Source organism: Streptomyces sp. AC627_RSS907, from assembly GCF_019049165.1.
The window spans coordinates 61,644-85,397 of the sequence record NZ_JAGMUE010000098.1 but is presented as its reverse complement, the minus strand read 5'-3'; the positions used below and the strand labels follow the sequence as shown (position 1 = coordinate 85,397).

Sequence of the window (23,754 nt, the reverse complement as noted above, 5' to 3'; positions counted from 1 at the left end):
CGCACGCCGTCGCGCGAACCTCCGGTTCCTGGCCGATCATGGATCCGAGGTGACCCGATGACCGAAGTGCTCCTGCTGCTGGTGGCGATCCTGCTCTCGCTTCTGTGCGGTGCCTTCGTCGCCGCGGAGTTCTCCCTGACCACCGTCGAGCGCGGCGAGCTCGAGCGGGCCGCCGCGCGGGGTGAGCGGGGTGCGGCGAGCGCCCTGAAGGCCGTGCGGAACCTGACCTTCCAGCTCTCCGGGGCGCAGCTCGGCATCACGGTCACCAACCTGGTCGTCGGCATGCTCGCGAAGCCGTCGATCGCCGCGCTGATCGCGGGCCCCCTGAAGGGCATGGGGGTGTCGGGTTCGGCGGCCTCCTCGGTGGCGCTGGTGCTGGGCACGGCCCTGTCGACCGTCTTCCTGATGATCGTCGGTGAGCTGGTGCCCAAGAACTGGGCGATCTCCTCGCCGCTGGCCGTGGCCAGGCGGGTGGGCGGTCCGCAGCGCTGGTTCAGCGCGGCCTTCCGGCCCTTCATCACCCACCTGAACAACACGGCCAACCGCCTCGTGCGCCGCATCGGCCTGGAGCCCGCCGAGGAGCTGGCGTCCGCGCGGGGACCGCAGGAGCTGGCGGCGCTCGCCCGGCACTCGGCCAAGGAGGGCGCCCTGGAGGCGGACACCGCCGAGTTGTTCGTGCGCACCCTGAACCTCGCCGATCTGTCGGCGGGGAACGTGATGACCCCGCGCGTCCGGGTCGTGGCCCTGGACTCACGGGCGACCTGCGAGGACGTGGCGAACGCGACCCGGGCGACCGGGCTGTCGCGGTTCCCCGTCTACCAGGACAGCCTCGACGCCGTGGTGGGGACCGCGCACATCAAGGACGTACTGGCGGTACCCGCCGAACGACGGCCGCAGATGCCGGTCGCCGAGCTGATGCGCGAGCCGCTGCTCGTCCCGGAGACGCTGACCGTCGACCGGCTCCTGGACCGGCTCTCCGGGCCCCGCACCATGGCCGTCGTGATCGACGAGTACGGCGGGACGGCGGGCGTGGCCACGCTGGAGGACATCGTCGAGGAGGTCGTGGGCGAGGTGCGCGACGAACACGATCCGCACGAGACGCCCGAAGTGGACCCGGCCGGCACCGACGGGCAGGGCCACGCCCTGTACCGGGCCGACGGCGCCACCCGGGTGGACCGGCTCGCGCGCCTGGGGCTGCGGGCGCCGGAAGGGCCGTACGAGACGCTCGCCGGGCTCGTCGCGGCGGGGCTGGGGCGCATCCCCGCCGTCGGCGACAGCGTCGAGGTCGCCGGCTGGCGGCTGGAGGTCGTGGACGCCACGGGGCACCGGGCGGCCCGGGTGCTGCTGCACGCGCCGCTCGACGACGCCCGTGCCGGCCACGGACCGATGCCCGGCGGCGACACGGGTTCCGGCGACGACACGGGGGAGGCCGGGCGGTGACCGCCGTACAGCTGCTGATCGGTCTGGCGACGCTCGTCGTCAACGCGTTCTTCGTGGGCGCCGAGTTCGCGCTGATCTCCGTGCGCCGCAGTCAGGTGGAGCAGTACGTCGAACCCGGGGCGGTGGGTCCGGAGGGCGACCGGCGCGCGAAGAGCGTGCTGTGGGGCCTGGAACACGTGTCGGCCCTGATGGCGGCGGCCCAGCTCGGCATCACGCTGTGCACGCTCGTCCTCGGCGTGGTCGCGGAACCGGCGATCGCGCACCTGCTGGAGCCGGTGTTCCACGCGGTGGGCGTGCCGTCCGGCGCGGGGCACGCGGTGTCCTTCGTGATCGCGCTGACACTGGCGACGTATCTGCACATGCTGCTCGGCGAGATGGTGCCGAAGAACATCGCGCTGGCCGAGCCGGTGCGCAGCGCACTGCTGCTCGGACCACCGCTGGTGGCCCTGGCCCGGGCGTTGCGCCCGGTCATCTTCACGGTCAACGCCCTCGCGAACACGCTGCTGAAGCTGCTCCGGGTCGAGACGAAGGACGAGGTGTCGGCGACCTTCACGGACACGGAACTGGCCGAGATCGTCAAGGACGCCGGTGAGGCCGGCCTGATCGACGACCGCGCCCGGGAGCGGCTGCGCGACGCCCTGGAGCTGGGCCGGCGCCCGGTGCGGGACGTGGTGCTGCCCCTGGAACGCGTGGTCCACGCGCGCGTGGGCGTCACGCCGGAGCAGCTGGAGCGGCTGTCGACGGAATCCGGGTTCTCCCGCTTCCCGGTGGTGGACGACGCGCGCCGGATCGTCGGCTACCTGCACGTGAAGGACGCCCTGGACGCCTCACCTCGCGACGTGCCGTTCCGGCTGCGGGACATGCGGCCCATCGCGCGGGTCCGGGAGAGCACCCCGCTGGACGACGTGCTGACGGCCATGCGGGGCAGCCGTACGCACGTGGCGGCCGTGCTGGGCTCCGACGGACGGCTGGCGGGGCTGGTGACCATGGAGGACGTGCTGCGGGAGCTGTTCGGACAGCGGACGTGAACCGGCGGCACGGAAGTCCGACGGAGGCCGCGACGGGGCGGGCGGGGCGGCGCTGTGGAGGCGGCGGGAAGCGATGGGCTCGGCGGGGCGGCGCTATGGACGTGGCGGGAAGCGAAGGGCCGGCGGACCGGCGCGGGACGGCTCAGGGCCGGAGGCGGCACCACGGGTTCGGCATACGCGACGAGGTGGGGGCGGCGGTACGCGGTCGGTTCGGAGGGTGACCGACCGGCGGGTATGTGCACGGGCTACCATTCCTGTCGCCATGCAGACGAACCCCACCCACACCAGTCTCGTCGCCGTCGGCGACTCCTTCACCGAGGGCATGTCGGACCTGCTGCCCGACGGCTCCTACCGGGGCTGGGCCGACCTCCTCGCCGCGCGGATGGCCGCCCGCTCCCCCGGATTCCGCTACGCGAACCTCGCGGTGCGCGGGAAGCTGATCGGGCAGATCGTCGACGAGCAGGTGGAGGTGGCGGCGGCCATGGGGGCCGATGTGGTCACGCTGGTCGGCGGGCTCAACGACACGCTGCGCCCCAAGTGCGACATGGCCCGGGTCCGGGATCTGCTGACCCAGGCCGTGGAGCGGCTGGCCCCGAACTGCAAGCAGCTGGTGCTGATGCGCAGCCCGGGCCGTCAGGGGCCGGTGCTGGAGCGGTTCCGGCCCCGCATGGAGGCACTGTTCGCCGTCATCGACGACCTCTCCGCGCGGCACGGCGCCGTGGTCGTCGACCTGTACGGAGCGGACTCCCTGTCCGACCCGCGCCTGTGGGACGTGGACCGGCTGCACCTGACCACCGAGGGGCACCGCCGGGTCGCCGAGGCCGTGTGGCAGGCGCTCGGCCACGAGCCCGAGGACCCGCACTGGCACGCGCCGATCCCGGCGACGCCGCCGCCGGGATGGATCACGCGCCGCACCGCGGACGCGCGGTTCGCCCGGCAGCACCTGCTGCCCTGGATAGGCCGCAGGCTGACCGGCCGGTCGTCCGGGGACGGCCGGCCGCCCAAGCGACCGCTGCTGCTGCCGTACGAGGACCTGACGCCGTGATCCCCCGGCGCACGGGCCCTTCGTAGGTTCCGACGAAGGGCCCGATGGCGCTGGCCTGCAGGAATCGCCAGTAGACTCTGTTCACGTGACTTCTGCGCCCGCCAAGCCCCGCATCCCGAACGTCCTCGCCGGACGCTACGCCTCCGCCGAGCTCGCCACGCTCTGGTCGCCCGAGCAGAAGGTGAAGCTGGAGCGGCAGCTCTGGCTCGCCGTGCTGCGAGCCCAGAAGGACCTCGGCATCGAGGTGCCCGACGCCGCCCTCGCCGACTACGAGCGCGTGCTCGACCAGGTCGACCTGGCCTCGATCGCCGAGCGCGAGAAGGTCACGCGGCACGACGTGAAGGCGCGGATCGAGGAGTTCAACGACCTCGCCGGACACGAGCACGTGCACAAGGGCATGACCTCCCGCGACCTGACGGAGAACGTCGAGCAGCTGCAGATCCGGCTCTCGCTGGAGCTGATCCGCGACCGTGCGGTGGCGGTCCTGGCCCGCCTGGGCAAGCTGGCCGGCGAGTACGGCGAGCTGGTCATGGCCGGCCGTTCGCACAACGTGGCCGCGCAGGCCACGACGCTGGGCAAGCGGTTCGCCACCACCGCCGACGAGCTGCTCGTCGCGTACGGCCGGGTGGAGGAGCTGCTCGGCCGCTACCCGCTGCGCGGCATCAAGGGCCCGGTCGGTACCGCCCAGGACATGCTGGACCTGCTCGGCGGGGACGCGGGCAAGCTCGCGGAGCTGGAGCGGCGGATCGCCGGGCACCTGGGCTTCTCCCAGGCGTTCACCTCGGTCGGCCAGGTCTACCCGCGCTCGCTGGACTACGAGGTGGTCACCGCGCTGGTGCAGCTCGCGGCGGCGCCGTCGTCGCTGGCGAAGACCATCCGGCTGATGGCCGGGCACGAGCTGGTCACCGAGGGCTTCAAGCCCGGCCAGGTCGGCTCGTCCGCGATGCCGCACAAGATGAACACCCGCTCCTGCGAGCGCGTCAACGGCCTGATGGTGATCCTGCGCGGCTACGCCTCGATGACCGGCGAGCTGGCGGGCGACCAGTGGAACGAGGGCGACGTGTCCTGCTCGGTGGTGCGCCGGGTCGCGCTGCCGGACGCGTTCTTCGCGCTGGACGGACTGCTGGAGACCTTCCTGACGGTCCTCGACGAGTTCGGCGCGTTCCCGGCGGTCGTGGCCCGGGAGCTGGACCGCTACCTGCCGTTCCTCGCCACCACCAAGGTGCTGATGGCCGCTGTGCGGGCCGGTGTCGGCCGTGAGGTCGCGCACGAGGCGATCAAGGAGAACGCCGTCGCCTCCGCACTGGCGATGCGCGAGCAGGGCGCCGAGCGCAACGAGCTCCTCGACAAGCTCGCCGCCGACGAACGCATCCCGCTCGACCGCGCCGGGCTGGACGCGCTGATGGCCGACAAGCTGTCCTTCACCGGCGCCGCGGCCGACCAGGTCGGTGCCGTCGTCGGCCGGATCGAGGAGATCGTCAAGCAGCACCCGGAGGCCGCGGGCTACACCCCCGGAGCGATCCTCTGACGCGCTTCACCCGGGCCGAGCTGGAGGCCGCCCGCGACCGTCTCGTACCGGACGTCGTCGCGGACGGTCTGCGCGTCCTGTTCTGCGGCATCAACCCCGGTCTGATGTCGGCGGCGACGGGGTACCACTTCGCCCGTCCCGGCAACCGCTTCTGGCCCGTGCTGCACCTGTCCGGATTCACACCGCGGCTGCTGAAACCGTCGGAGCAGGACGAGTTGCCGTCGTACGGGCTCGGCATCACGAACGTCGTCGCGCGTGCCAGCGCGCGGGCGGACGAGCTGAGCGCCGAGGAGTACCGCGAGGGCGGACGGCTGCTGGCGCTGAAGGTGGCGCGACTGCGGCCCCGTTGGCTGGCCGTGGTCGGCGTCACCGCCTACCGGTCGGCGTTCGACGACCGCCACGCCCGGGTGGGACCGCAGGAGCGGACGATCGGCGACACCCGCGTGTGGGTCCTGCCCAACCCCAGCGGGCTCAACGCGCACTGGACGACGCGGACGATGGCGGAGGAGTTCGCGCGGCTGCGGGTCGCGGCTCAGGCATGACCGGCGGTCAGGGCGGGGCGGTCTCCGTGACCACGGCCAGCAGCTGCACCTCGTCCGACTCGTCCCGGTCGGCGACGGCCACCGCGACCCAGCGGCCGGTGCCCTCCGCCTCCCAGAGGTACGCCACGCGGGCACGGGCGCAGAGTCCGGCCCACGGCTCGGGTATGTCCTCCTCCTCGGTCCGCAGCAGGACCGTCTGCAGGTTCCAGGGGTCGGTCTCCCCCCAGCGCGGGGCGAGGCGCTCGTAGAGGGCGTCCCGGCACGTCTCGTACTGCCCCACCGTCACCGCCCGCTCCGCCGGATCGCCGGCGCGCAGACCGTGGCTGCTCGCCAGCACCGCCACGAAGTGGCCCGGTCCCCCTGTGCCACCGGCCGACGGACCGTGCTCCGGCGGGAAGGGCCGGGAGCACAGCTCGTCGACGAGGGCGATGTGCCGCACGCTGTTCATGCCGTCCAGTAAACCGGCCACCACTGACAATTGGCGGGGTGTCAGCCGCTCAACGGGGCAGCCGTCCCGGCGGATCAGGCGTCCCGGCGGGTCAGGCGTCCCGGCGGATCAGGCGCCAGGCTCCCGCCAGGAGCGCGGCCGCCGCCCACAGCGCCGTCACCGCGAGCCCCGTCCAGGGTTCCAGGGTCCCGTCGTACGTCTGGTACAGGGCGATCTGCCCGGCCTTGTCCGGCAGGTATGCGGTGGCTCCGCCCGCCGTGTCCCCGACCACGAAGGAGATGATGAGGATGAACGGGATCAGGGTGGACAGCGTGGCCACGCCGCTGCGGAACAGGGCGGTGAGGCCTGCCGCGAACAGGGCGATCAGCGCGAAGTAGATCCCGCAGCCCACGACGCCGCGGACCTGCTCGCCGGTGGTGAGCCCGTCGGCCGCCGGGCCGAGGACCGCGCGCGCCGCGACCAGGGCGGTGAGCGCGGTGACCAGTCCCACCACGAGGGTCGGCAGGGCGACGACCGTCAGCTTCGCCGCGAACCACCGGCCGCGCTGCGGAACGGCGGCCAGGGAGAGCCGGATCCCGTTGCCGTGGTACTCGGACGACACGACCAGGGCCCCGAAGGCGATCGCGGCGATCTGGCCGGGCCAGACGCCGGACAGGGCCGTGAACAGCGGGTCGAAGTCCGGTTCGGAGGTGTCGGAGGCACCGGCCAGCACCGAGAACGCCGTGGTGACGGCGAACACGGCCAGCAGGGTGCCGCTCAGCGAGCGCAGGGTGCGCACCTTGAGCGCCTCCGCGCGGAGCACGGGTGTGAACTGCATGGTCAGGCCTCCTGGCGCTGTGCGGCGAACTCGGTCTCGGCGGCCGTCAGGTCGAGGTAGGCCTGTTCCAAGGTGCCTTCGTCCGCGGAGAGTTCGAGGATGGGTACGCCCGCGCCGGACACGACGCGGCCGATGTCGTCCACGCGCGCGTGGTGCACGGTCCAGTACCCGTCGTCGTGTTCCACGGCTTCGTGGCCGTGCCGGGCGAGGACCGTCCTCAGGGCGGCGGCGTCCGGGGTACGGATGCGGACCCGCGGCTGCACGCGGGCGTCGATGAACTCCCGCATCGGGGTGTCGGCGAGCAGGCGGCCCCGGCCGAGGACGACCAGGTGGTCGGCGAAGGACGCGGTCTCGTTCATCAGGTGACTGGAGATCAGCACCGTGCGTCCCTCGGCCGCGAGCCGGCGCAGCAGTTCGCGGATCCAGATGATGCCCTCGGGGTCCAGTCCGTTGGAGGGCTCGTCCAGCATCACCACTTCGGGATCGCCCAGCAGGGCGGCGGCGATGCCGAGGCGTTGACGCATGCCCAGGGAGTACGTCCTCACCCGGCGGCGGGCGACCGGCGCGATGCCCGTCTCCTCCATCACCTCGTCGACCCGGCGTGCCGGGATGCGGTTGCTCGCCGCCAGGACGCGCAGGTGGTTCCGCGCGGTGCGCGAGCCGTGGGCCGCCTGCGCGTCGAGCAGGGCACCGACGTGCCGCAACGGCTCGTGGAGGGCGGTGTAGGGGCGGCCGCCGACCGTCGCGGTCCCCGAGGTCGGCCGGTCGAGGCCGAGGACGAGCCGCATGGTGGTGGACTTCCCGGCGCCGTTGGGGCCGAGGAAGCCGGTGACGCGGCCGGGAAGGACGGTGAAGGTGAGGTCGTCGACGGCTCGTCGGGTGCCGTACTCCTTGGTGAGGTGCTGGACGTCGATGCTGGTCATGGCAGCAGCGTGCCGGTTCGTACGGGGCAAGGGCCTCCCCCGCCGGTGGAGACCGCCTCCCCCGTGCGGGGGAGGTCCGCTGTCAGTGGCGGCTGGCACCATGGCGCAATGGCCCGCCTGCTGCGCCCGCTGTTCCGGGGAACGACCTACACACGGCTGCTGCACCTGTGGGTGCCCATGCTCGTGGTGAGCGTGTGGGCGCTCATCGACGACGGAAGCCTGTGGGTGCCCGCGGCCGTGCTGATCCCCATCGGTTTCGTCCCGGCGGTGCGGACCGGCGAGGGCGTGCAGGCTCGGCTGCTCCTCTCCCCCGGCCACGAGGACTCCGCCTTCTCGGTCGCGCCCTCGGCGACCTGGCGCGACCGGCTGCGCACGGTGGCGTGGCTGGAGTTGCGCATGGTGCTGGGCGGCTTGACCACAGTCGCCTGCGTCTGGTTGCCGGTTCTCACCGTCGAGCTGGTCCGGCTCGCCCTGGGGCAGCGGACCGGCGGCATACCGGTACTCCGGGACGCCGAGCCGCACTGGGGGTACGCGCTTCTCGCGCTGCTTCCCCTCCTCGCGCTGTACGGCGCCGTGGTGGTCCTCGGCGTCCTCGCGGCGGCGGGAGCCCGCGCGCTCCTCGGCCCGTCCACCGCCGAGCGTGTCGCGGCCCTGGAGGAGCGCACCGAGCAGCTCCTGGAGCGCACCCGCATCGCCCGCGAGTTGCACGACTCCATCGGGCACGCGCTGACCGTCGCCGTCGTGCAGGCGGGGGCCGCCCGCGCGGCCGACAGCCCCGACTTCACCGAACGGGCCCTGACCGTGATCGAGGAGACCGGCAGGGCCGCCCTGGAGGATCTGGAGCGGGTGCTCGGCGTGCTGCGGGAGGCGGAGCGGCCCGTGAGCGCCAGACCGACGCTCACGGACGCCGACCGTCTGCTGGAGTCCGCCCGCGCCTCGGGGGCCACGGTCGACGCCGAGGTCACGGGACCACTGGAGACCGTGCCGGGCCCGGTCTCCCGGGAGGGCTACCGCATCCTCCAGGAGGCGCTGACCAACGTGCTGCGGCACGCCGGCACGGTGCCGACGCGGGTACGCGTCGAGGTGGTCGACGGTGCTCTCAGCCTGGCGGTGCGCAATCCGCTCCCGGACGGGAGAGCCGGGGCCGGACGCGGCAGCGGGCTGCGCGGCATACGCGAACGGGCCGCGCTGCTGGGCGGACGCGCGCACACGGGGCCCGACGGCGCGGGTGACTGGCTGGTGCGCGTCGAGCTGCCGCTCGGCTGATCTACGCTGGGCGGATGCCGGTCAGAGTGCTCCTCGTCGACGACGAACCCCTCGTACGCGCCGGTCTGCGGGCCGTGCTGGAGGCGCAGCCGGACATCGAGGTGGTCGGGGAGGCGGCCGACGGGGCGGCGGTCATTCCGCTGGTGCGTCAGGTACGGCCGGACGTGGTCGCCATGGACGTCCGCATGCCGCTGCTGGACGGCATCGAGGCCACCCGCGCGCTGCTGCGGACGGTGGCCGACCCGCCGAAGATCCTCGTGGTGACGACCTTCGAGAACGACGAGTACGTGTACGAGGCGCTGCGCGCGGGCGCCGACGGGTTCCTGCTGAAGCGGGCCCGGCCGGCCGAGATCGTGCACGCGGTACGGCTGATCGCCGAGGGGGAGTCCCTGCTGTTCCCCGCCTCGGTGCGGCAGTTGGCCGCCGAGTTCGGCGCCGGTGGCGGGAACCGCGCGGCTCGCGCCGAGTTGGCGCGCGCCCGGCTGACCGAGCGGGAGGGCGAGGTCCTGCGGCTGATGGCGCGCGGGTTGTCCAACGCGGAGATCGCCGCCCGGCTGGTGGTCGGCACGGAGACGGTGAAGTCGCACGTGAGCGCGGTACTGGCGAAGCTGGGGGCTCGGGACCGCACCCAGGCGGTGATCACGGCGTACGAGTCGGGCTTCGTGGCGCCCGGGTGAGGCACGCCCACGGTCCGTGATCGGACGGACCGGCTCTCGCCGGGGCGGAGCGCGCCGAGTACGATCCGGCCAGCACGCGCACGAGCTGGGAGGACGGACGTGTGGGAGGACTGACCGGCGGGGATCCGTCGCTGCTGCGGAGGATCAACTCCGCGGTGGTGCTGCACGCGTTGCGTGCCACGGACTGCGCGACGCTGACCGAGATCACCCGGGTGACGGGGCTCTCCCGGCCGACCGTCGAGGGGGTCGTCGAGGGGCTGATCGAGGCCGGTCTGGTCGTCGGGACGGCCGCCGACGAGGGCGTGGCCCGGCGTCAGGGGCGGCCCGCGCGGCGGTTCCGTTTCCGGGCGGAGGCCGGGCACCTGCTGGGCCTGGAGATCGGGCCGCACCGCGTGGCCGCGCTCCTGTCCGACCTGGACGGCCGGGTGATCGGCGCCCAGGCCAAGGACGTCGACGAGTCCGCCCCTGCCGACGAGCGTCTGGAGCGGCTGCGTACCGCGGTCGCCGAACTGCTGCGCCGGGCCGGCGTGGCGCGTGGCTCGCTGCGGGCCGTGGGGGCCGCCACGCCCGGGATCGTCGAGGCGGACGGCACGGTCCGGCTGAGCACCGCGCTGCCGCAGTGGACGGGGCTGCGCCTGGGCGAGCGGCTGAGGCGTTCCTTCAAGTGCCCGGTGCTGGTCGAGAACGACGCGAACGCGGCGGCGGTCGCCGAGCACTGGAAGGGTGCCGCCACCGAGTCCGACGACGTCGTGTTCGTGCTGGCCGGGCTGAGTCCGGGGGCCGGGGCGCTGATCGGCGGACGGCTGCACCGCGGGTACGGCGGCGCGGCCGGGGAGATCGGCGCGCTGCACCTGCTGGGCCGGGACGTGACTCCGGAGACGCTGCTGTCCACCACGGACCAGCCCCTGCACCCGCTGGACGAGCAGGCGGTGGCCAGGGTCTTCGCCGAGGCCCGCGAGGGCGACCGGCGGGCTCGCGCGGCCGTCGAGCGCTTCATCCAGCGGCTGGTGCACGACGTGGCGGCACTGGTGCTGGCCCTGGACCCGGAGCTGGTCGTCGTCGGTGGCTGGGCGGCCGGGCTGGACGGCGTACTGGAGCCGTTGCGTCGGGAGCTGGCCCGTTACTGTCTGCGGCCGCCGAAGGTGACCCTGTCTCTCCTGGGCGAGGCCGCCGTCGCGACGGGCTCGCTGCGGCTCGCCCTCGACCACGTGGAGGAGCAGTTGTTCGCGGTGGAGGGCACGACGGCCCGCCGCTGACACGGACGCCGAAGACCGGCCGGGCGATGCGCAGACCGACCCCCGCTCCCTGGGGCCACCGACCGCACGACCCGCGCGGAACCCGACGGAACCGCCCCGAGGCATCCCCGGCCCGGCCGCACGGCCCGCACACGGTCCGGCACCTCACGGAACCGGGCGAAGCCCGCCCCGCGACACCCCGGCCCGGCCGCACGACCGCACACGGTCCGGCAGCCCACGACATCCCGCGAAACCGCCCCGGCAACGGCACCGGCCGGCCCGGCCCCACGGGCGGCGGGTGGTGTCCGGCGTGTCCGCGGTCAGGGCTCGGAGCGGTCCGGGCGTCCGGTCGGTGGACGGATCAGGAGGCCCGGGTCTGCGGGCCGTGGTGGATCTCCACGTCGCCGGAGTCCCCGAACGTCAGCCGGCAGGTGTCCGCGCGGTAGGTGGCGACGGAGAGCGCGGCGGTGCGGCCCCCGGCGAGGTACCGGGTGGTGACCACGAGGACGGGCGCTCCCGGGAGACGGTCCAGCTCCTTCGCGTCCTCGGCGCCGGCCGATCCCAGCTCCACGGCGCTCTCCTGGCGCTCCAGCGCGCCGCGCTGCAGTTCGCGCAGCACGGCACGCGCGCGTGCGGCGCCGGAGGGCGCGTCGATGGCGGTGAGGTCGGGCACCGAGGCCGACGGGATGTAGAGCAGCTCCGCCGCGACCGGCTGGCCGTGCGTCACGCGGGAGCGGCGGATGGTGTGCACGGGCTCGTGCCGGCTCGTCTCCAGGGTGTCGGCGACGGCCGCGGGCGGCACCGCGAGGACGCAGTCGGCCGGCTGCCAGCCGTCCTCGGCCGTCCCGGGCCAGGCATGCTGCCGGGTGCCGACGGCCACGCCCACGCGCGGCGGGGCGACGGTCGTACCGACACCGCGGCGGCGTTGGAGCCTGCCCTCCAGTTCGAGCTGCTCCAGGGCCTGGCGGAGCGTGGCGCGGGCGACACCGAACCGGGCGGCGAGGTCGCGCTCGTTGGGCAGGATCTCACCCACCGAGAACTCCGAGTCCAGGGCCTCGCTGAGCACGGTCCTGAGATGCCAGTACTTCGGCTCCGGCACCGGTTCCAACTGCGTGGTCCCCACCCTGTCCTCCGCAATCGCCGTGGTCCGGCGGCGTTTTGACGCCCTTGTTTATTAAAGGTTGTTGCAGTTCTCTGTGACCCTAAAACGGCCCACATCCTTGGTCAAGACCAATCCTCGAACCCCCGGGGGGTCCCCCGGGTGATCACAGGGGGCCGCCTCGGTGACGGGACGGCGAAGCCCCCGCCGCGGGGCGGGGGCTTCCGGCCGGAGCGGAAGGGCGACCGCTCAGGCGGCGGACAGGGATCGCAGTTTGTCCGGGTTGCGGACGATGTACAGCGACTGGACGCGCCCGTCGGCGACCTCCAGCTGGAAGACGGCGTCGGGCTTGCCCTCGGACAGGACCAGGAGTGCCGGGCCGCCGTTGACCTCCAGGAAGCGGAAGGAGAGGTCCGGCGCGCTCTTGCGCGCGGCGCCGAGCAGGAAGGGGCCCACCTTCGCGGGGCCCTCCAGTACGCGCAGCGGTGCCCTGGACTTGCCGCCGCTGTCGCCGACCAGCCGGACGTCGGGCGCGAGCATCGCCATGAGCCCTTCGAGATCGCCGTCGAGCGCCGCCGCGAGGAACCGTTCGGTGAGGTCCCGGCGCTGCACCGGGTCGACGTCGTAGCGGGGACGTCGCTCGTCGACGTGCTTGCGGGCCCGGCCGGCGAGCTGGCGCACGGCCGCCTCCCCCCGCTCCAGCATGGCGGCGATCTCGGCGTACGGGTAGCCGAAGGCCTCCCGGAGGACGAACACCGCCCGCTCCAGCGGGGACAGCGACTCCAGGACGACGAGGAGGGCGAAGGAGACGGTGTCGGCGAGCACGGCCCGCTCGGCCGTGTCCGGCACGGTGCCGCCGAAGTCGGTGACGTAGGGCTCGGGCAGCCAGGGGCCGACGTACGTCTCCCGGCGGGACTTGATCTGGCGCAGCCGGTCGACGGCGAGGCGGGTGGTGACGCGCACCAGGTAGCCGCGGGGCTCGCGGACGTCGGACCGGTCGGCCCCGGACCAGCGCAGCCAGGCCTCCTGGACCACGTCCTCCGCGTCGGCCAGGCGGCCCAGCATGCGGTACGCGACTCCCAGGAGGACGGGACGGTGCTCTTCGAAGACGTCGGTCACGGTTTCGGTGGTCACCGCTCCATCCCAGCGGACCCGTCCGGCCGTGTCCAGGTGGAATCGCCCGGGCCCGCACCGCACCCCCGTACGCCGCCGCGGCCGTCCCGGGGCGAACGGCGACCGGGGACTACCCGTCGGTAGCTCTTACTGACAGGCTGTCTACGCAACGCCGTCATCGTTCACGTGTTCCCTAAACGTTCGCGCGTTCCCGACAAGGAGTCCCATGGCCACCACGCTCTCCTTCACGGCCCCCACCGCACACGGTCCGCAGGACGTCACCCTCGCCTACGCGCGCGTGGGCAGCGGTGAGCCGCTGCTCCTGCTGCACGGCATAGGTCACCACCGGCAGGCCTGGGACCCGGTGGTCGACATCCTCGCGACCGAGCGCGAGGTGATCGCCGTGGATCTGCCGGGGTTCGGACAGTCGTCCGCGCTGCCGCACGGTGTGCCGCACGACCTGCCCACGACGACCGCGGTGCTCAGTGCCTTCTGCGCGGCGCTGGGAGTCGACCGGCCGCACGTGGCCGGCAACTCGCTGGGCGGCCTGCTGGCCCTGGACATGGGCCGCGAGAACCTCGTGCGGTCGGTCACGGCTCTGTCTCCGGCCGGGTTCTGGACGCAGGCCGAGCGGCGCTACGCCTTCGGCGTCCTGAAGGGGATGCACCGGGCCGCGCGCGGGCTGCCCCTCCCCCTGGTCGAGCGGCTCTCCCGCTCCGCGGCCGGACGGGCCGTCCTGACCAGCACGATCTACGCCCGCCCCGGCCGCCGCTCCCCCGAGGCCGTGGTCGCCGAGACCCTCGCCCTGGCCCACGCCGAGGGGTTCTCCGAGACGCTGCGGGCCGGACGGAGCGTGCTGTTCACCGACGACGTCCCCGGCATCCCCGTCACCGTGGCATGGGGCGACCGGGACCGGCTGCTCCTGCCCCGGCAGGGGATACGCGCCAAGCACTCCATCCCGCGGGCCCGGCTGGTGCGGCTGCCCGGCTGCGGCCACGTCCCGATGAACGACGACCCCGCGCTCGTCGCCCGCGTCCTCCTGGACGGCAGCCGCCCTCAGGAGGCGAGCGCCCCGGGGACCCCCTTCAGCGCGGTCGGGTCGTAGGGCGTCCTCACCGGCGGGGACACGGCGAGCGGAGAAGGCTCTCGTCCCGAGGCGGTTCCCGGCGTCCACGGGCGCTCCCGGAGCCCGTACGCCACCGGGCCCCGCGTCGGCCTGCCGGCCCCTCACCGGGATCCGTCGCTCCTGATCGCTCTCCCGGGCGGCCCCAACTCCTCGTACAGTTGAGGGTGATGGGGCAGACGCGACGCCGGGGGCCGCTTTCATGACATCCGCGTCGGCCGCTGCGGGCGGTTCGCCGGACTCCGTCGGCCGCAGCGCCGCGTGGGAGCTGCTGCTGCCCGCCGTCTCGGCACCGGCCCGCGCGCGGGGCCGCGCCCTGCAGGCCGCGCTGCGGGACGCGGTCCGTTCGGGCAGGCTGACACCGGGCACGCGCCTGCCGTCGAGCCGGGACCTCGCCGCCGACCTCGGGGTGTCGCGGGGGCTGGTGACGGAGGCGTACGAACAGTTGACCGCCGAGGGGTACCTGCGCAGCGGACGGGGCGCGGGGACCTGGGTGGGCGACGCGGTACGGGCGGCCCGCCCACGCGCGCGTGATCTCGCCCCGCGCTCCCCGGGCGCCCGGGCCGACTTCGTGCCGGGGACTCCGGACCTGTCGCTCTTCCCGCGTTCGGCATGGGCGGCGGCGCAGCGGGGCGTGCTGACGGAGCTGCCGCACGAGGGCCTCGGCTATCCCGACCCGCGCGGGCTGCCCCGGCTGCGGACGGCACTGGCCGAGCTGCTCGCACGGCGCCGCGGTGTGGTGGCGGACCCGGAGCGGATCGTGGTGGTCTCCGGGGTCGCGCAGGCGACGGCGCTGCTCGGCAGCGTTCTCCACGCGCGCGGGACGCACGGCGTCGGCGTGGAGGACCCCGGCAGCCCGCAGCACGAGGCCCTGTACGCGGCGGCGGGCGTCAGGTCCGTGCCCCTGCCGCTGGACGACGAGGGACTCGCCGTCGGCCCGCTGCGCGCCTCGGGGGTACGGGCCGTCGTGACGACGCCGGCGCACCAGTTCCCCACGGGGATCGCCTACTCCGCGCGGCGGCGTGCCGAACTGCTGGGCTGGGCGCGGTCGGTGGACGGTCTCCTCGTGGAGGACGACTACGACGGCGACTTCCGCTACGACCGCGCCCCCGTCGGCGCGCTCCAGGGACTCGACCCGGAGCGCGTCGCCTATACGGGCTCGGTCAGCAAGTCCCTCGCCCCGGGGCTGCGGCTGGGCTGGCTGCTGGTGCCGGAGTGGCTCGCGGACGACGTCGTCGAGCGAAAGCGCACCATGGACCTCGGGCATCCGGCCCTCGACCAGGCGCTCTTCGCCCGCTTCGTGGAACGCGGCGACTACGACCGCCAGCTGCGCGTCTGTCAGCGCGCCTACCGCGAACGACGCGACGCGCTGGTCGCCGCGCTCGATGAGCACTTTCCCGGCTCGGTGGTCTCCGGCGTCGCCGCGGGGCTGCACGCCATCGCCGCGCTTCCCGAGCGGTACGGCCCCCAGGAGCGCTTCCTGGCGCGCGCGGCGGAGGCCGGCGTCGCGGTGCGTTCGCTGGCGGAGTACGGGCACGCGGTGGGCGGCGAGGAGGCGGGGAAGGAGGTGCGGCTGGTGCTGGGGTACGCGCACCTGACGCCGGGGCGGATCCGGACGGGGGTGGAACTGATGGCGCGGGCCGTGTGACCCGGGCGGGTGAGGTGTCCCCCGGGCGCGGGCGCCCGGTTGTTCACCGGGAGTTTCCGCGGCCGCCGCGCCGCACCAGTAGGTCTGGCTCTGCACACCCGGCCGCGACACTGGCCGGATCCCGTCCCTGGAGGCGCATTCATGTCACACCATCCGTCGCCCGGTCGCCGCAGCGTGCTGCGGGGCTCCCTCGCCGCGTCGGCGGCCCTGACCCTGCCCACCGCCCTCGGTGCGGCGCCGGCCTTCGCCCGCTCCGGACGGCCGGGAGCGGGATGGGGCGTGCAGACGGGAGACGTGACCTCCCACTCCGGTCTGGTGTGGGTGCGGTCCGACCGGCCGGCCCGGATGATCGTCGAGACGTCCGCGACCGAGTCGTTCCGCAACCCGCGCCGCTGGCACGGCCCGTTGCTCGGCCGGGACACGGACTTCACCGGCACCACCCGGCTGCGTGGCCTGCCGCCGGGCGAGCAGATCCACTACCGCGTCCTCCTCGCCGACCCGGACGACCCGCGTCGCACCGGCGAACCGGTGCCCGGCACCTTCCGCACCGTACCGGTGCGCCGGCGCGACGGCGTGCGGTTCGTGTGGTCCGGCGACCTCGCGGGCCAGGGCTGGGGCATCAACCCCGACCTCGGGGGCTACCGCATCTACGACGCGATGGGCGCGCTGGACCCGGACTTCTTCCTGTGCAGCGGCGACAGCATCTACGCCGACGGCCCCATCTCGCCGACGGCCGCACTTCCCGACGGCGGCACGTGGCGGAACATCACCACCGAGGAGAAGTCCAAGGTCGCCGAGACCCTGGCCGAGTTCCGCGGCAACTTCCGCTACAACCTGCTCGACGAGAACCTGCGCCGCTTCAACGCCCAGGTCCCCTCGGTCGTCCAGTGGGACGACCACGAGGTGCGCAACAACTGGTACCCGGGGCAGACCATCGCGGACACCGACGACCGCTACACGGAGAAGAGCGTGGACGTGCTGGCCGCCCGGGCTCGGCGTGCGTTCAGCGAGTACTTCCCGATCCCGACGCTGCGCCCCGGCGCGCGGGAGGGACGTGTGCACCGGGTTCTCCACCAGGGCCCCCTGCTGGACGTGTTCGTGCTGGACATGCGGACGTACCGCAACGCCAACTCCCCCGGCGACCAGACCGTGGACCCGCAGGGGATCCTGGGGCGCGAGCAGCTGGAGTGGCTCAAGCGCGAGTTGTCGCGCTCGCGTGCGGTGTGGAAGGTGATCGCCGCCGACATGCCGATCGGGCTGGTCGTGCCCGACGCCACCGAGGGCAGGGCGCACGTCGAGGCGGTGGCGCAGGGTGACCCCGGCGCGCCGCTGGGCCGCGAGCTGCAGATCGCCGAGCTGCTGCGCTTCGTCAAGCACCGGCGGATCACCGGCACGGTGTGGCTGACGGCCGACGTGCACCACACCTCGGCGCAGCACTACCAGCCCTCCCGTGCGGCGTTCACCGACTTCGAACCGTTCTGGGAGTTCGTCTCCGGTCCCCTCAACGCGGGTGCGTTCCCGGCCAGCGCCCTCGACGGCACCTTCGGGCCGGAAAGGGTGTTCGTGAAGGCGCCGACCGCCTCGAACGTCTCGCCCGCGGGCGGCTACCAGTTCTTCGGCGAGGTCGACATCGACGGCGACAGCGCCGAGATGACGGTGCGGCTGCGGGAGCAGGACGGCACGGTGCTGTTCACGAAGGTGCTCCAGCCGGGCCGGGTGGGCCAGTAGTTCCCGTAACCTGTCGGGTGTGCCGCGCACCGGCGTCATCCCCCGGTGCGCGGCCCCTGCCGGCCGGCTCCCCGTGGCCGGCACGCACACTGACTCAGCACTGGTAAAAAGGGCAACAAATGTCCCAGAAGCCTTCTTTACCCATCGGTCACAGAGCGTTCGTGATCACGCAACACCGTTCCTTCACAGTGACTGCATGAGTCGAGACATGTCTGATGTGACGGATGCCGTGCTGCGCCTCGTCGGGCACGGCCCCGCCGTGCCCGCCATGCTGCTGGCCTCGGTGGCCGCCCTGGTCGCCACGGCGGCCTTCCGCACCCGGTGGTCACGGCGCCACGGGCACGCCCCGCCCGCGGACGATACCGGCGCCCGGCCTCCGGCCACCGGGCCGGCGGCCGGGCCGTCCGAGCGGTCCGAGCGGTCCGAGCGGTCCGACAGGGCGGTACCGGGGACCGGACCGGAAGCCGGGACCGGTGCCGGGGAGAGCGCGTTGTGGCGGATGCGGACGACGGTGCGGGACGCGCCGGGGTCGCTGGCCGTGCTGTGCGGGGCCCTCGCCGACCGACGGGTCGACATCCTGAGCCTGCAGACGCACCCGCTGGCCGAGGGCACGGTGGACGAGTTCCTGCTCCGCGCCCCGGGTGAACTCACGGGGGCGGAACTGGCCGACGTCGTGTCGGCGGCGGGCGGCGCCGACACCTGGACCGAGCGGGCGGACGCCCACGACCTGGTGGACGCGCCGACCCGGGCGCTGGGGCTGGCGGCCCGTACCGCCCTGGACGCGGCGGAACTCCCCCTGGTCCTGAGGCAGTTGCTGGGGCGGTGCACCATCCGGTCACTGCCCGCGGCCGTCACAGGAGACGCGAAGGCCGACGTGCCGCCGGAAGGCACGCTCGAGGACACCGTGCTGCGGCTGCGCGCGCCGGAGGGCGGAGTGATCAGCGTGGAGCGGCCGTATCTGCCCTTCACCCCGGCCGAGTTCGCCCGGGCCCGGGCGCTGGTCGAGCTGGACGCCCGGCTCGGTCCCCGCGTTCCGCGCGGCCAGGACGTGCTGACGCTGCCCGAGGGGAGCGACATCACGGTCCGCAGGGCCGACACCCGTGACGTCCCGGCGGCGAAGGCGATGCACGAGCGGTGCTCGGCGCAGACCCTCTCCCTGCGGTACCACGGCCCGGTCAAGGACGCCGACCGGTATCTGAACCACCTGCTCAGCCCGCGCTTCGGCCGCACCCTCGCCGCGCAGACCGCCTCGGGGCGGATCGTCGGGCTGGGTCATCTGCTGTGGGACGGGGACGAGACGGAGGTGGCGCTGCTCGTCGAGGACGCGTGGCAGCACCGGGGCATCGGCGGCGAACTCCTCGCGCGCCTCGTCGCGATGGCGGCGGAGACGGGCTGCGAGAGCGTGTACGCGGTGACGCAGGCGTCCAACACCGCCATGGTCGCCGCGATGCGCGGCCTGGGCCTCCCCCTCGACTACCAGATCGAGGAGGGGACCCTGGTCATCACGGCCGGCCTGGACCCGGCGGCCCGGGCCGCGGCGCGGCTGCCGCACGGGGAGCGGATCGGCAAGGAGTGAGCGGGCGCGGGGTGTCGCGCGGTCAGCCGGCCCGCGACGGCGCCTCCCGCGTCGACACCGCCTCGGCCGCCCCCTCCCCCAGCGCCCGGTCCAGGTCGGCCCACAGGTCGTCGACGTCCTCCAGGCCGACCGACAGCCGCAGCAGCCGGTCGCCGACCCCGGCACCCCGGCGGTCGTCGGCGTCCACGATGCGGTGGCTGATGGACGCCGGGTGCTGGATGAGCGTGTCGACGCTGCCGAGGCTCACGGCCGGGGTGATCAGCCGGACGCGGCCGATGACCTCGTGCGGGTCGCCGTGGACCTCGAAGGAGACCATCGCGCCGCCGATGCGCGGATAGTGGACGCGGGCCACCCGCGGGTCGGCGGCGAGCCGCTCGACGAGTGCGGCGGCGTTCGCGGAGGCGGCCCGCACCCGCACGGGCAGGGTCGACAGCCCGCGCAGCAGGAGATAGCCGGCCAGTGGGTGCAGAACGCCGCCCGTGGCGAAGCGGACCTGCCGCAGCCGCCCGGCGAACTCCTCGTCGCAGGCCACCACACCGGCCAGCACGTCCCCGTGCCCGCCGAGGTACTTGGTGGCGCTGTGCAGCACCAGCCGGGCGCCCTGTCCGGCGGGGCGCTGGAGGACGGGCGTGGCGAAGGTGTTGTCCACCAGCAGCGGTACCGATCCGCAGGAGTGCGCGACGGCCCTCAGGTCCACCTCGGCCAGCGTGGGATTGGCCGGTGACTCCACGAGCACCAGGCCGGTGTCCGGGCGGAGCGCGTCGGCGATCCCCGCCGGGTCGGTCCAGGTGACCTCCGAGCCGAGCAGCCCGGCGGTCAGCAGGTGGTCGCTGCAGCCGTAGAGGGGTCGTACGGCGACCACGTGCCGCAGCCCCACCGAACCGCGGACCAGCAGGACGGCGCTCAACGCGGCCATGCCGCTGGCGAAGGCGACGGCGGACTCGGTGCCCTCCAGCCGGGCCAGCGCCGTCTCGAAGCGGGCGACGGTGGGGTTGCCGAGGCGGCCGTAGACCGGCGGGCCCTCCGGGTCGGCGCCGGTGGTGGCGAACGCGTCGATGCGGGCGGCCTCGCCGCGGCTGTCGTACGACGGGTAGGTCGTCGAGAGGTCGATGGGCGGTGCGTGCAGTCCCCGGCCGGCGAGATCGTCGCGGCCGGCGTGCACGGCCTCGGTCGCCAGTGCCCTGCCCGTGGGTGCGGGGGTGCGTATGCGGTCGGACGGTGACGTGTGCGTGCGCGCGGAGTCCATGGGACCGAAGGGTGAACACCGACCGGGTCGCCGGGGCCGTGGACCGTGCTACGTTCGGCCAATGGCCGCCTCTGTCGTACTGGATCCGGTGGATCTCCACCTGCTGCGGCTGCTGCAGAACGACGCCCGGACCACCTACCGCGACCTCGCCGCCCAGGTCGGGGTCGCCCCCTCGACCTGCCTGGACCGGGTGACCCGGCTGCGGCGTGCCGGGGTGATCCTCGGCCACCGGCTCGAACTGGACCCGGCGAAGCTGGGGCGCGGGCTCCAGGCACTGCTGTCGGTGCAGGTGCGCCCGCACCGGCGGGAGCTGGTCGGCCCGTTCGTGGAGCGGATCCGGGCGCTTCCGGAGTCGCGCACCGTCTTCCACCTCACCGGCCCGGACGACTACCTCGTCCATGTCGCGGTCGCGGACATGACGGATCTGCAGCGACTGGTCCTGGACGAGTTCACCTCACGGCGCGAGGTGGCACGCGTCGAGACGCGGCTGATCTTCCAGCAGTGGGAGTGCGGGCCGCTGCTCCCGCCCGCCGGGCCGGGGGCCACGCCCTGAGCGAAATCCAGCCGCCCGCGGTACCGGGCGAGGCCGGCCGGGCTGACGCGGCACCGGTATCCGTACGAGGATGTCCGCATGTCAGAGACCAAGAGCCCGCTGCCCCGCGAGGTCGCCGACGCCTACGTCGACGAGCTCATCGCCCTCGACCCGGTCACCGGTACGTACCTCGGCGTGGCCGAGAGTTCCAGCCGCCTTCCCGACTTCTCGCCCGCGGGTCAGGAGGCCCTCGCGGAGCTGGCGCGGGCCACGCTCGCCCTGCTGGACGAGGCGGAGCGCCGGCCCGGCGGGGACAGCGACGTGGAGCGGCGCTGCGCCCGGCTGCTCCGTGAACGCCTCACGGCCGAACTCGCGGTGCACGAGGCGGCGGAGGGTCTGCGTTCGGTCGGCAACATGGGCACCGCCGCGCACTCGGTGCGCGAGGTCTTCACGGTGACGCCGACGCAGACCGACGAGGACTGGTCCCGGATCGCCGAGCGGCTGCGCGCGGTACCGGCCGCGCTCGCGGGCTACCGCGAGTCCTTGGCCCTGGGTCTGGACCGCAAGCTGTACGCGGCTCCGCGGCCGACCGCCACCTTCGTCGACCAGCTCGGCGAGTGGGCGGACACGGGCGAGGGCCGCGGCTGGTTCGAGGACTTCGCGTCGAGCGGCCCCGACGCACTGCGCGCGGAGCTGGACGAGGCGGCCCGGGGCGCGACCGCGGCCGTGGTGGAGCTGCGGGAGTGGATGCGCGACGTGTACGCGCCGACGATCGAGGGCGCCCCGAACACGGTCGGCCGGGAGCGCTACGCGCGCTGGTCGCGCTACTACAACGGCACGGATCTGGACCTCGACGAGGCGTACGCGTACGGCTGGGCGGAGTACCACCGGCTGCTCGGCGAGATGAAGCAGGAGGCGGAGAAGATCCTGCCGGGCGCCGAGACGCCCTGGGTGGCGCTGGCGCACCTGGACGAGCACGGCAGGCACATCGAGGGCGTCGACGAGGTCCGCGACTGGCTGCAGGGCCTGATGGACCAGGCGATCGAGGCGCTGGACGGCACGCACTTCGAACTCGCCGAGCGGGTCCGGAAGGTGGAGTCGCGGATCGCCCCGCCCGGCAGCGCGGCGGCACCGTACTACACACCCCCGTCGGAGGACTTCTCGCGCCCCGGCCGCACCTGGCTGCCGACGATGGGACTCACCCGCTTCCCGGTCTACGACCTGGTCTCCACCTGGTACCACGAGGGTGTCCCGGGCCACCACCTCCAGCTCGCGCAGTGGGCGCACGTCGCGAAGGACCTCTCCCGCTACCAGGCCTCGGTCGGCATGGTCAGCGCCAACGCTGAGGGCTGGGCGCTGTACGCGGAGCGGCTGATGGACGAGCTGGGCTTCCTCACGGACGCGGAGCAGCGCCTCGGCTACCTGGACGCGCAGATGATGCGGGCCGCCCGGGTCATCGTGGACATCGGCATGCACCTGGAGCTCCGGATCCCGGCGGACTCCCCGTTCCACCCGGGTGAGCGCTGGACGCCGGAGCTGGCGCAGGAGTTCTTCGGTGCGCACAGCAGCCGCCCGGCGGACTTCGTGGAGAGCGAGCTGACCCGGTACCTGACGATCCCGGGCCAGGCGATCGGCTACAAGCTCGGTGAGCGGGCGTGGCTGCTGGGCCGGGAGAAGGCCCGCGAGCGGCACGGCGACGCCTTCGACCCGAAGGCCTGGCACATGGCCGCCCTCTCCCAGGGCTCGCTGGGCCTGGACGACCTGGTGGACGAGCTGTCCCGGCTCTGAGCCCCGCTCACCTCCTGAAGCCGCCCTCCGAGTCGACGACCTGACCGGTGACCCACTCCGCCTCGTCCGTGGCGAGCCACGCGATGAGGCGGGCCGGGTCGTCGGGCATGCCCCACCGTCCGGCGGGGAAGAGCGCGGCGACGGCCTCGTGGTCGTCGCCGGTCATGTAGCCGGTGTCCACGGGGCCGGGGTTGACCGCGTTCACGGTGACGGCGTGCTCGGCGAGTGTCGTCGACAGGGAACGCGTGACGGAGGCGAGCGCCCCCTTCTGCAGCGCGTAGGCGATCTCGCCGGGCATGCCGCCCCCGAGGTCCTGGCCGGAGGTCATCAGCACCACGCGTCCGCCGGGCGTGCGGGGCGGCAGCGCGGCGCGCAGCCGGGCGTACGCCTGGACGAGCAGCAGCACCGAGCGGGTGTCCACCTGCCAGTGGGCGTCGAGCATCGCGGCGTCGATCGTGTCGAGGGTGCCGTCACAGCCGCTGAGGGCGTGGTTGGCGACCAGGATGTCCAGCCGTCCGCCGAGCGCTTCGGCGGCGCCGGCGACGAGTTCGCCGGGTGCGGCCGGGCCGGCGAGGTCCCCCGGGCCCGCCACCACGGTGGCGTCCGGGTCGCCGAGCGCCGCGCGCACGGGGGCGACCACGTCCTCGGTCCGGTCGGCGCCCCAGGGCATGGCGGCGTCGTGCGGTACGTGGTGGTGCAGGTAGACGCTCGCCCCGTAGGCGGCGAGCCGCCGGGCCACGGCGTGGCCGATGCCGCCGCGCCGACTGGCTCCGGTGACGAGGGCGGTCCTGCCGCGCAGGGGCAGGGGGTCGCGGCGCAGGTCTTCGGGGGCGGGGTGGGGACGTCGTGGCATGGGGCCCCATGATGGCCGGTCCGCGGCCACGGCGCACCCGGTTTGAGCGGCGCCTGCCGTTCCGCCTGCCACCGCGGTGGCAGGACACCCGCCAGGTCT

The 23,754-nt window shown here is 74.0% G+C and carries 21 protein-coding genes; 14 read left to right on the top strand and 7 right to left on the bottom strand.

Going from position 1 to position 23,754, the window contains the following annotated elements; all coding sequences use genetic code 11:
* The first annotated feature begins 57 nt into the window (after nucleotides 1–57).
* The 5 genes from KUM32_RS21965 (at nucleotide 58) to mug (ending at nucleotide 5,583) form a co-directional block, all read left to right on the top strand.
* Nucleotides 58–1,440 carry a hemolysin family protein gene (locus tag KUM32_RS21965; RefSeq protein ID WP_217143637.1) on the top strand — a complete coding sequence of 461 codons (1,383 nt, stop codon included), beginning with the start codon at nucleotides 58–60 and terminating at the stop codon, nucleotides 1,438–1,440.
* Nucleotides 1,437–2,468, top strand: a complete 1,032-nt coding sequence (locus KUM32_RS21960) for a hemolysin family protein (RefSeq protein ID WP_217143636.1) — start codon at nucleotides 1,437–1,439, stop codon at nucleotides 2,466–2,468. The genes KUM32_RS21965 and KUM32_RS21960 overlap by 4 nt, the downstream gene beginning before the upstream one ends.
* A 262-nt stretch (nucleotides 2,469–2,730) precedes the next feature.
* Nucleotides 2,731–3,513, top strand: a complete 783-nt coding sequence (locus KUM32_RS21955; RefSeq protein ID WP_217143635.1) for an SGNH/GDSL hydrolase family protein — start codon at nucleotides 2,731–2,733, stop codon at nucleotides 3,511–3,513.
* 85 nt (nucleotides 3,514–3,598) lie between these two features.
* Complete coding sequence (gene purB, locus KUM32_RS21950) at nucleotides 3,599–5,041, top strand: adenylosuccinate lyase (RefSeq protein ID WP_217143634.1); 1,443 nt, start codon at nucleotides 3,599–3,601, stop codon at nucleotides 5,039–5,041.
* A complete protein-coding gene (gene mug / locus KUM32_RS21945) occupies nucleotides 5,038–5,583 on the top strand; it encodes a G/U mismatch-specific DNA glycosylase (RefSeq protein ID WP_217143711.1) in 546 nt (181 codons plus the stop codon). Before purB ends, mug begins: the two co-directional genes overlap by 4 nt.
* A 7-nt stretch (nucleotides 5,584–5,590) precedes the next feature.
* On the opposite strand, the gene KUM32_RS21940 is transcribed toward mug, so the two are convergent.
* The 3 genes from KUM32_RS21940 to KUM32_RS21930 form a co-directional block, all read right to left on the bottom strand.
* Nucleotides 5,591–6,031, bottom strand: a complete 441-nt coding sequence (locus KUM32_RS21940; protein WP_217143633.1) for a hypothetical protein — start codon at nucleotides 6,029–6,031, stop codon at nucleotides 5,591–5,593.
* 91 nt (nucleotides 6,032–6,122) lie between these two features.
* The gene (locus tag KUM32_RS21935) at nucleotides 6,123–6,848 is read right to left on the bottom strand and encodes an ABC transporter permease (RefSeq protein ID WP_217143632.1); all 726 of its coding nucleotides are present in this window, start codon (nucleotides 6,846–6,848) and stop codon (nucleotides 6,123–6,125) included.
* A gap of 2 nt (nucleotides 6,849–6,850) precedes the next feature.
* A complete protein-coding gene (locus KUM32_RS21930) occupies nucleotides 6,851–7,771 on the bottom strand; it encodes an ABC transporter ATP-binding protein (RefSeq protein ID WP_217143631.1) in 921 nt (306 codons plus the stop codon).
* 108 nt (nucleotides 7,772–7,879) lie between these two features.
* On the opposite strand from KUM32_RS21930, the gene KUM32_RS21925 reads away from it, so the two are divergent.
* From KUM32_RS21925 to KUM32_RS21915, 3 genes are all read left to right on the top strand, one after another.
* On the top strand, nucleotides 7,880–9,037 hold the full coding sequence (locus KUM32_RS21925) for a sensor histidine kinase (protein ID WP_217143630.1): 1,158 nt from the start codon (nucleotides 7,880–7,882) through the stop codon (nucleotides 9,035–9,037).
* A gap of 14 nt (nucleotides 9,038–9,051) precedes the next feature.
* Entirely contained in the window at nucleotides 9,052–9,714 is a 663-nt protein-coding gene (locus tag KUM32_RS21920) for a response regulator transcription factor (protein ID WP_217143629.1), read from the top strand.
* A gap of 101 nt (nucleotides 9,715–9,815) precedes the next feature.
* Nucleotides 9,816–10,970, top strand: a complete 1,155-nt coding sequence (locus tag KUM32_RS21915; protein ID WP_217143628.1) for an ROK family transcriptional regulator — start codon at nucleotides 9,816–9,818, stop codon at nucleotides 10,968–10,970.
* Between the two features lie 340 nt (nucleotides 10,971–11,310).
* Here the strand turns inward: KUM32_RS21915 and KUM32_RS21910 are convergent, their stop codons facing one another.
* The gene (locus tag KUM32_RS21910; RefSeq protein WP_217143627.1) at nucleotides 11,311–12,072 is read right to left on the bottom strand and encodes a GntR family transcriptional regulator; all 762 of its coding nucleotides are present in this window, start codon (nucleotides 12,070–12,072) and stop codon (nucleotides 11,311–11,313) included.
* Nucleotides 12,073–12,297: 225 nt separating this feature from the next.
* Nucleotides 12,298–13,182, bottom strand: coding sequence for an RNA polymerase sigma-70 factor (locus tag KUM32_RS21905; protein ID WP_217143626.1), 885 nt, complete (start codon nucleotides 13,180–13,182; stop codon nucleotides 12,298–12,300).
* Between the two features lie 205 nt (nucleotides 13,183–13,387).
* On the opposite strand from KUM32_RS21905, the gene KUM32_RS21900 reads away from it, so the two are divergent.
* The 4 genes from KUM32_RS21900 to KUM32_RS21885 all read left to right on the top strand — a co-directional run bounded on the left by KUM32_RS21900 (nucleotide 13,388) and on the right by KUM32_RS21885 (nucleotide 19,236).
* Nucleotides 13,388–14,266, top strand: coding sequence for an alpha/beta fold hydrolase (locus KUM32_RS21900; protein ID WP_217143625.1), 879 nt, complete (start codon nucleotides 13,388–13,390; stop codon nucleotides 14,264–14,266).
* A gap of 220 nt (nucleotides 14,267–14,486) precedes the next feature.
* A complete protein-coding gene (locus KUM32_RS21895; protein WP_217143624.1) occupies nucleotides 14,487–15,932 on the top strand; it encodes a PLP-dependent aminotransferase family protein in 1,446 nt (481 codons plus the stop codon).
* A gap of 141 nt (nucleotides 15,933–16,073) precedes the next feature.
* Nucleotides 16,074–17,660, top strand: coding sequence for an alkaline phosphatase (locus KUM32_RS21890; protein WP_217143623.1), 1,587 nt, complete (start codon nucleotides 16,074–16,076; stop codon nucleotides 17,658–17,660).
* Nucleotides 17,661–17,868: 208 nt separating this feature from the next.
* On the top strand, nucleotides 17,869–19,236 hold the full coding sequence (locus KUM32_RS21885) for a GNAT family N-acetyltransferase (RefSeq protein WP_217143622.1): 1,368 nt from the start codon (nucleotides 17,869–17,871) through the stop codon (nucleotides 19,234–19,236).
* A 22-nt stretch (nucleotides 19,237–19,258) separates the two neighbouring features.
* Here KUM32_RS21885 and KUM32_RS21880 read toward each other — a convergent pair whose 3' ends face one another.
* Nucleotides 19,259–20,482, bottom strand: coding sequence for a PLP-dependent aspartate aminotransferase family protein (locus KUM32_RS21880; RefSeq protein ID WP_217143621.1), 1,224 nt, complete (start codon nucleotides 20,480–20,482; stop codon nucleotides 19,259–19,261).
* 61 nt (nucleotides 20,483–20,543) lie between these two features.
* On the opposite strand from KUM32_RS21880, the gene KUM32_RS21875 reads away from it, so the two are divergent.
* Nucleotides 20,544–21,035: an Lrp/AsnC family transcriptional regulator gene (locus KUM32_RS21875; RefSeq protein ID WP_217143620.1), complete on the top strand. Its 492-nt coding sequence runs from the start codon at nucleotides 20,544–20,546 to the stop codon at nucleotides 21,033–21,035.
* A 78-nt stretch (nucleotides 21,036–21,113) separates the two neighbouring features.
* The gene (locus tag KUM32_RS21870; protein WP_217143619.1) at nucleotides 21,114–22,802 is read left to right on the top strand and encodes a DUF885 domain-containing protein; all 1,689 of its coding nucleotides are present in this window, start codon (nucleotides 21,114–21,116) and stop codon (nucleotides 22,800–22,802) included.
* 7 nt (nucleotides 22,803–22,809) lie between these two features.
* On the opposite strand, the gene KUM32_RS21865 is transcribed toward KUM32_RS21870, so the two are convergent.
* Complete coding sequence (locus tag KUM32_RS21865) at nucleotides 22,810–23,655, bottom strand: SDR family oxidoreductase (protein WP_217143618.1); 846 nt, start codon at nucleotides 23,653–23,655, stop codon at nucleotides 22,810–22,812.
* Between the last annotated feature and the right edge of the window lie 99 nt (nucleotides 23,656–23,754).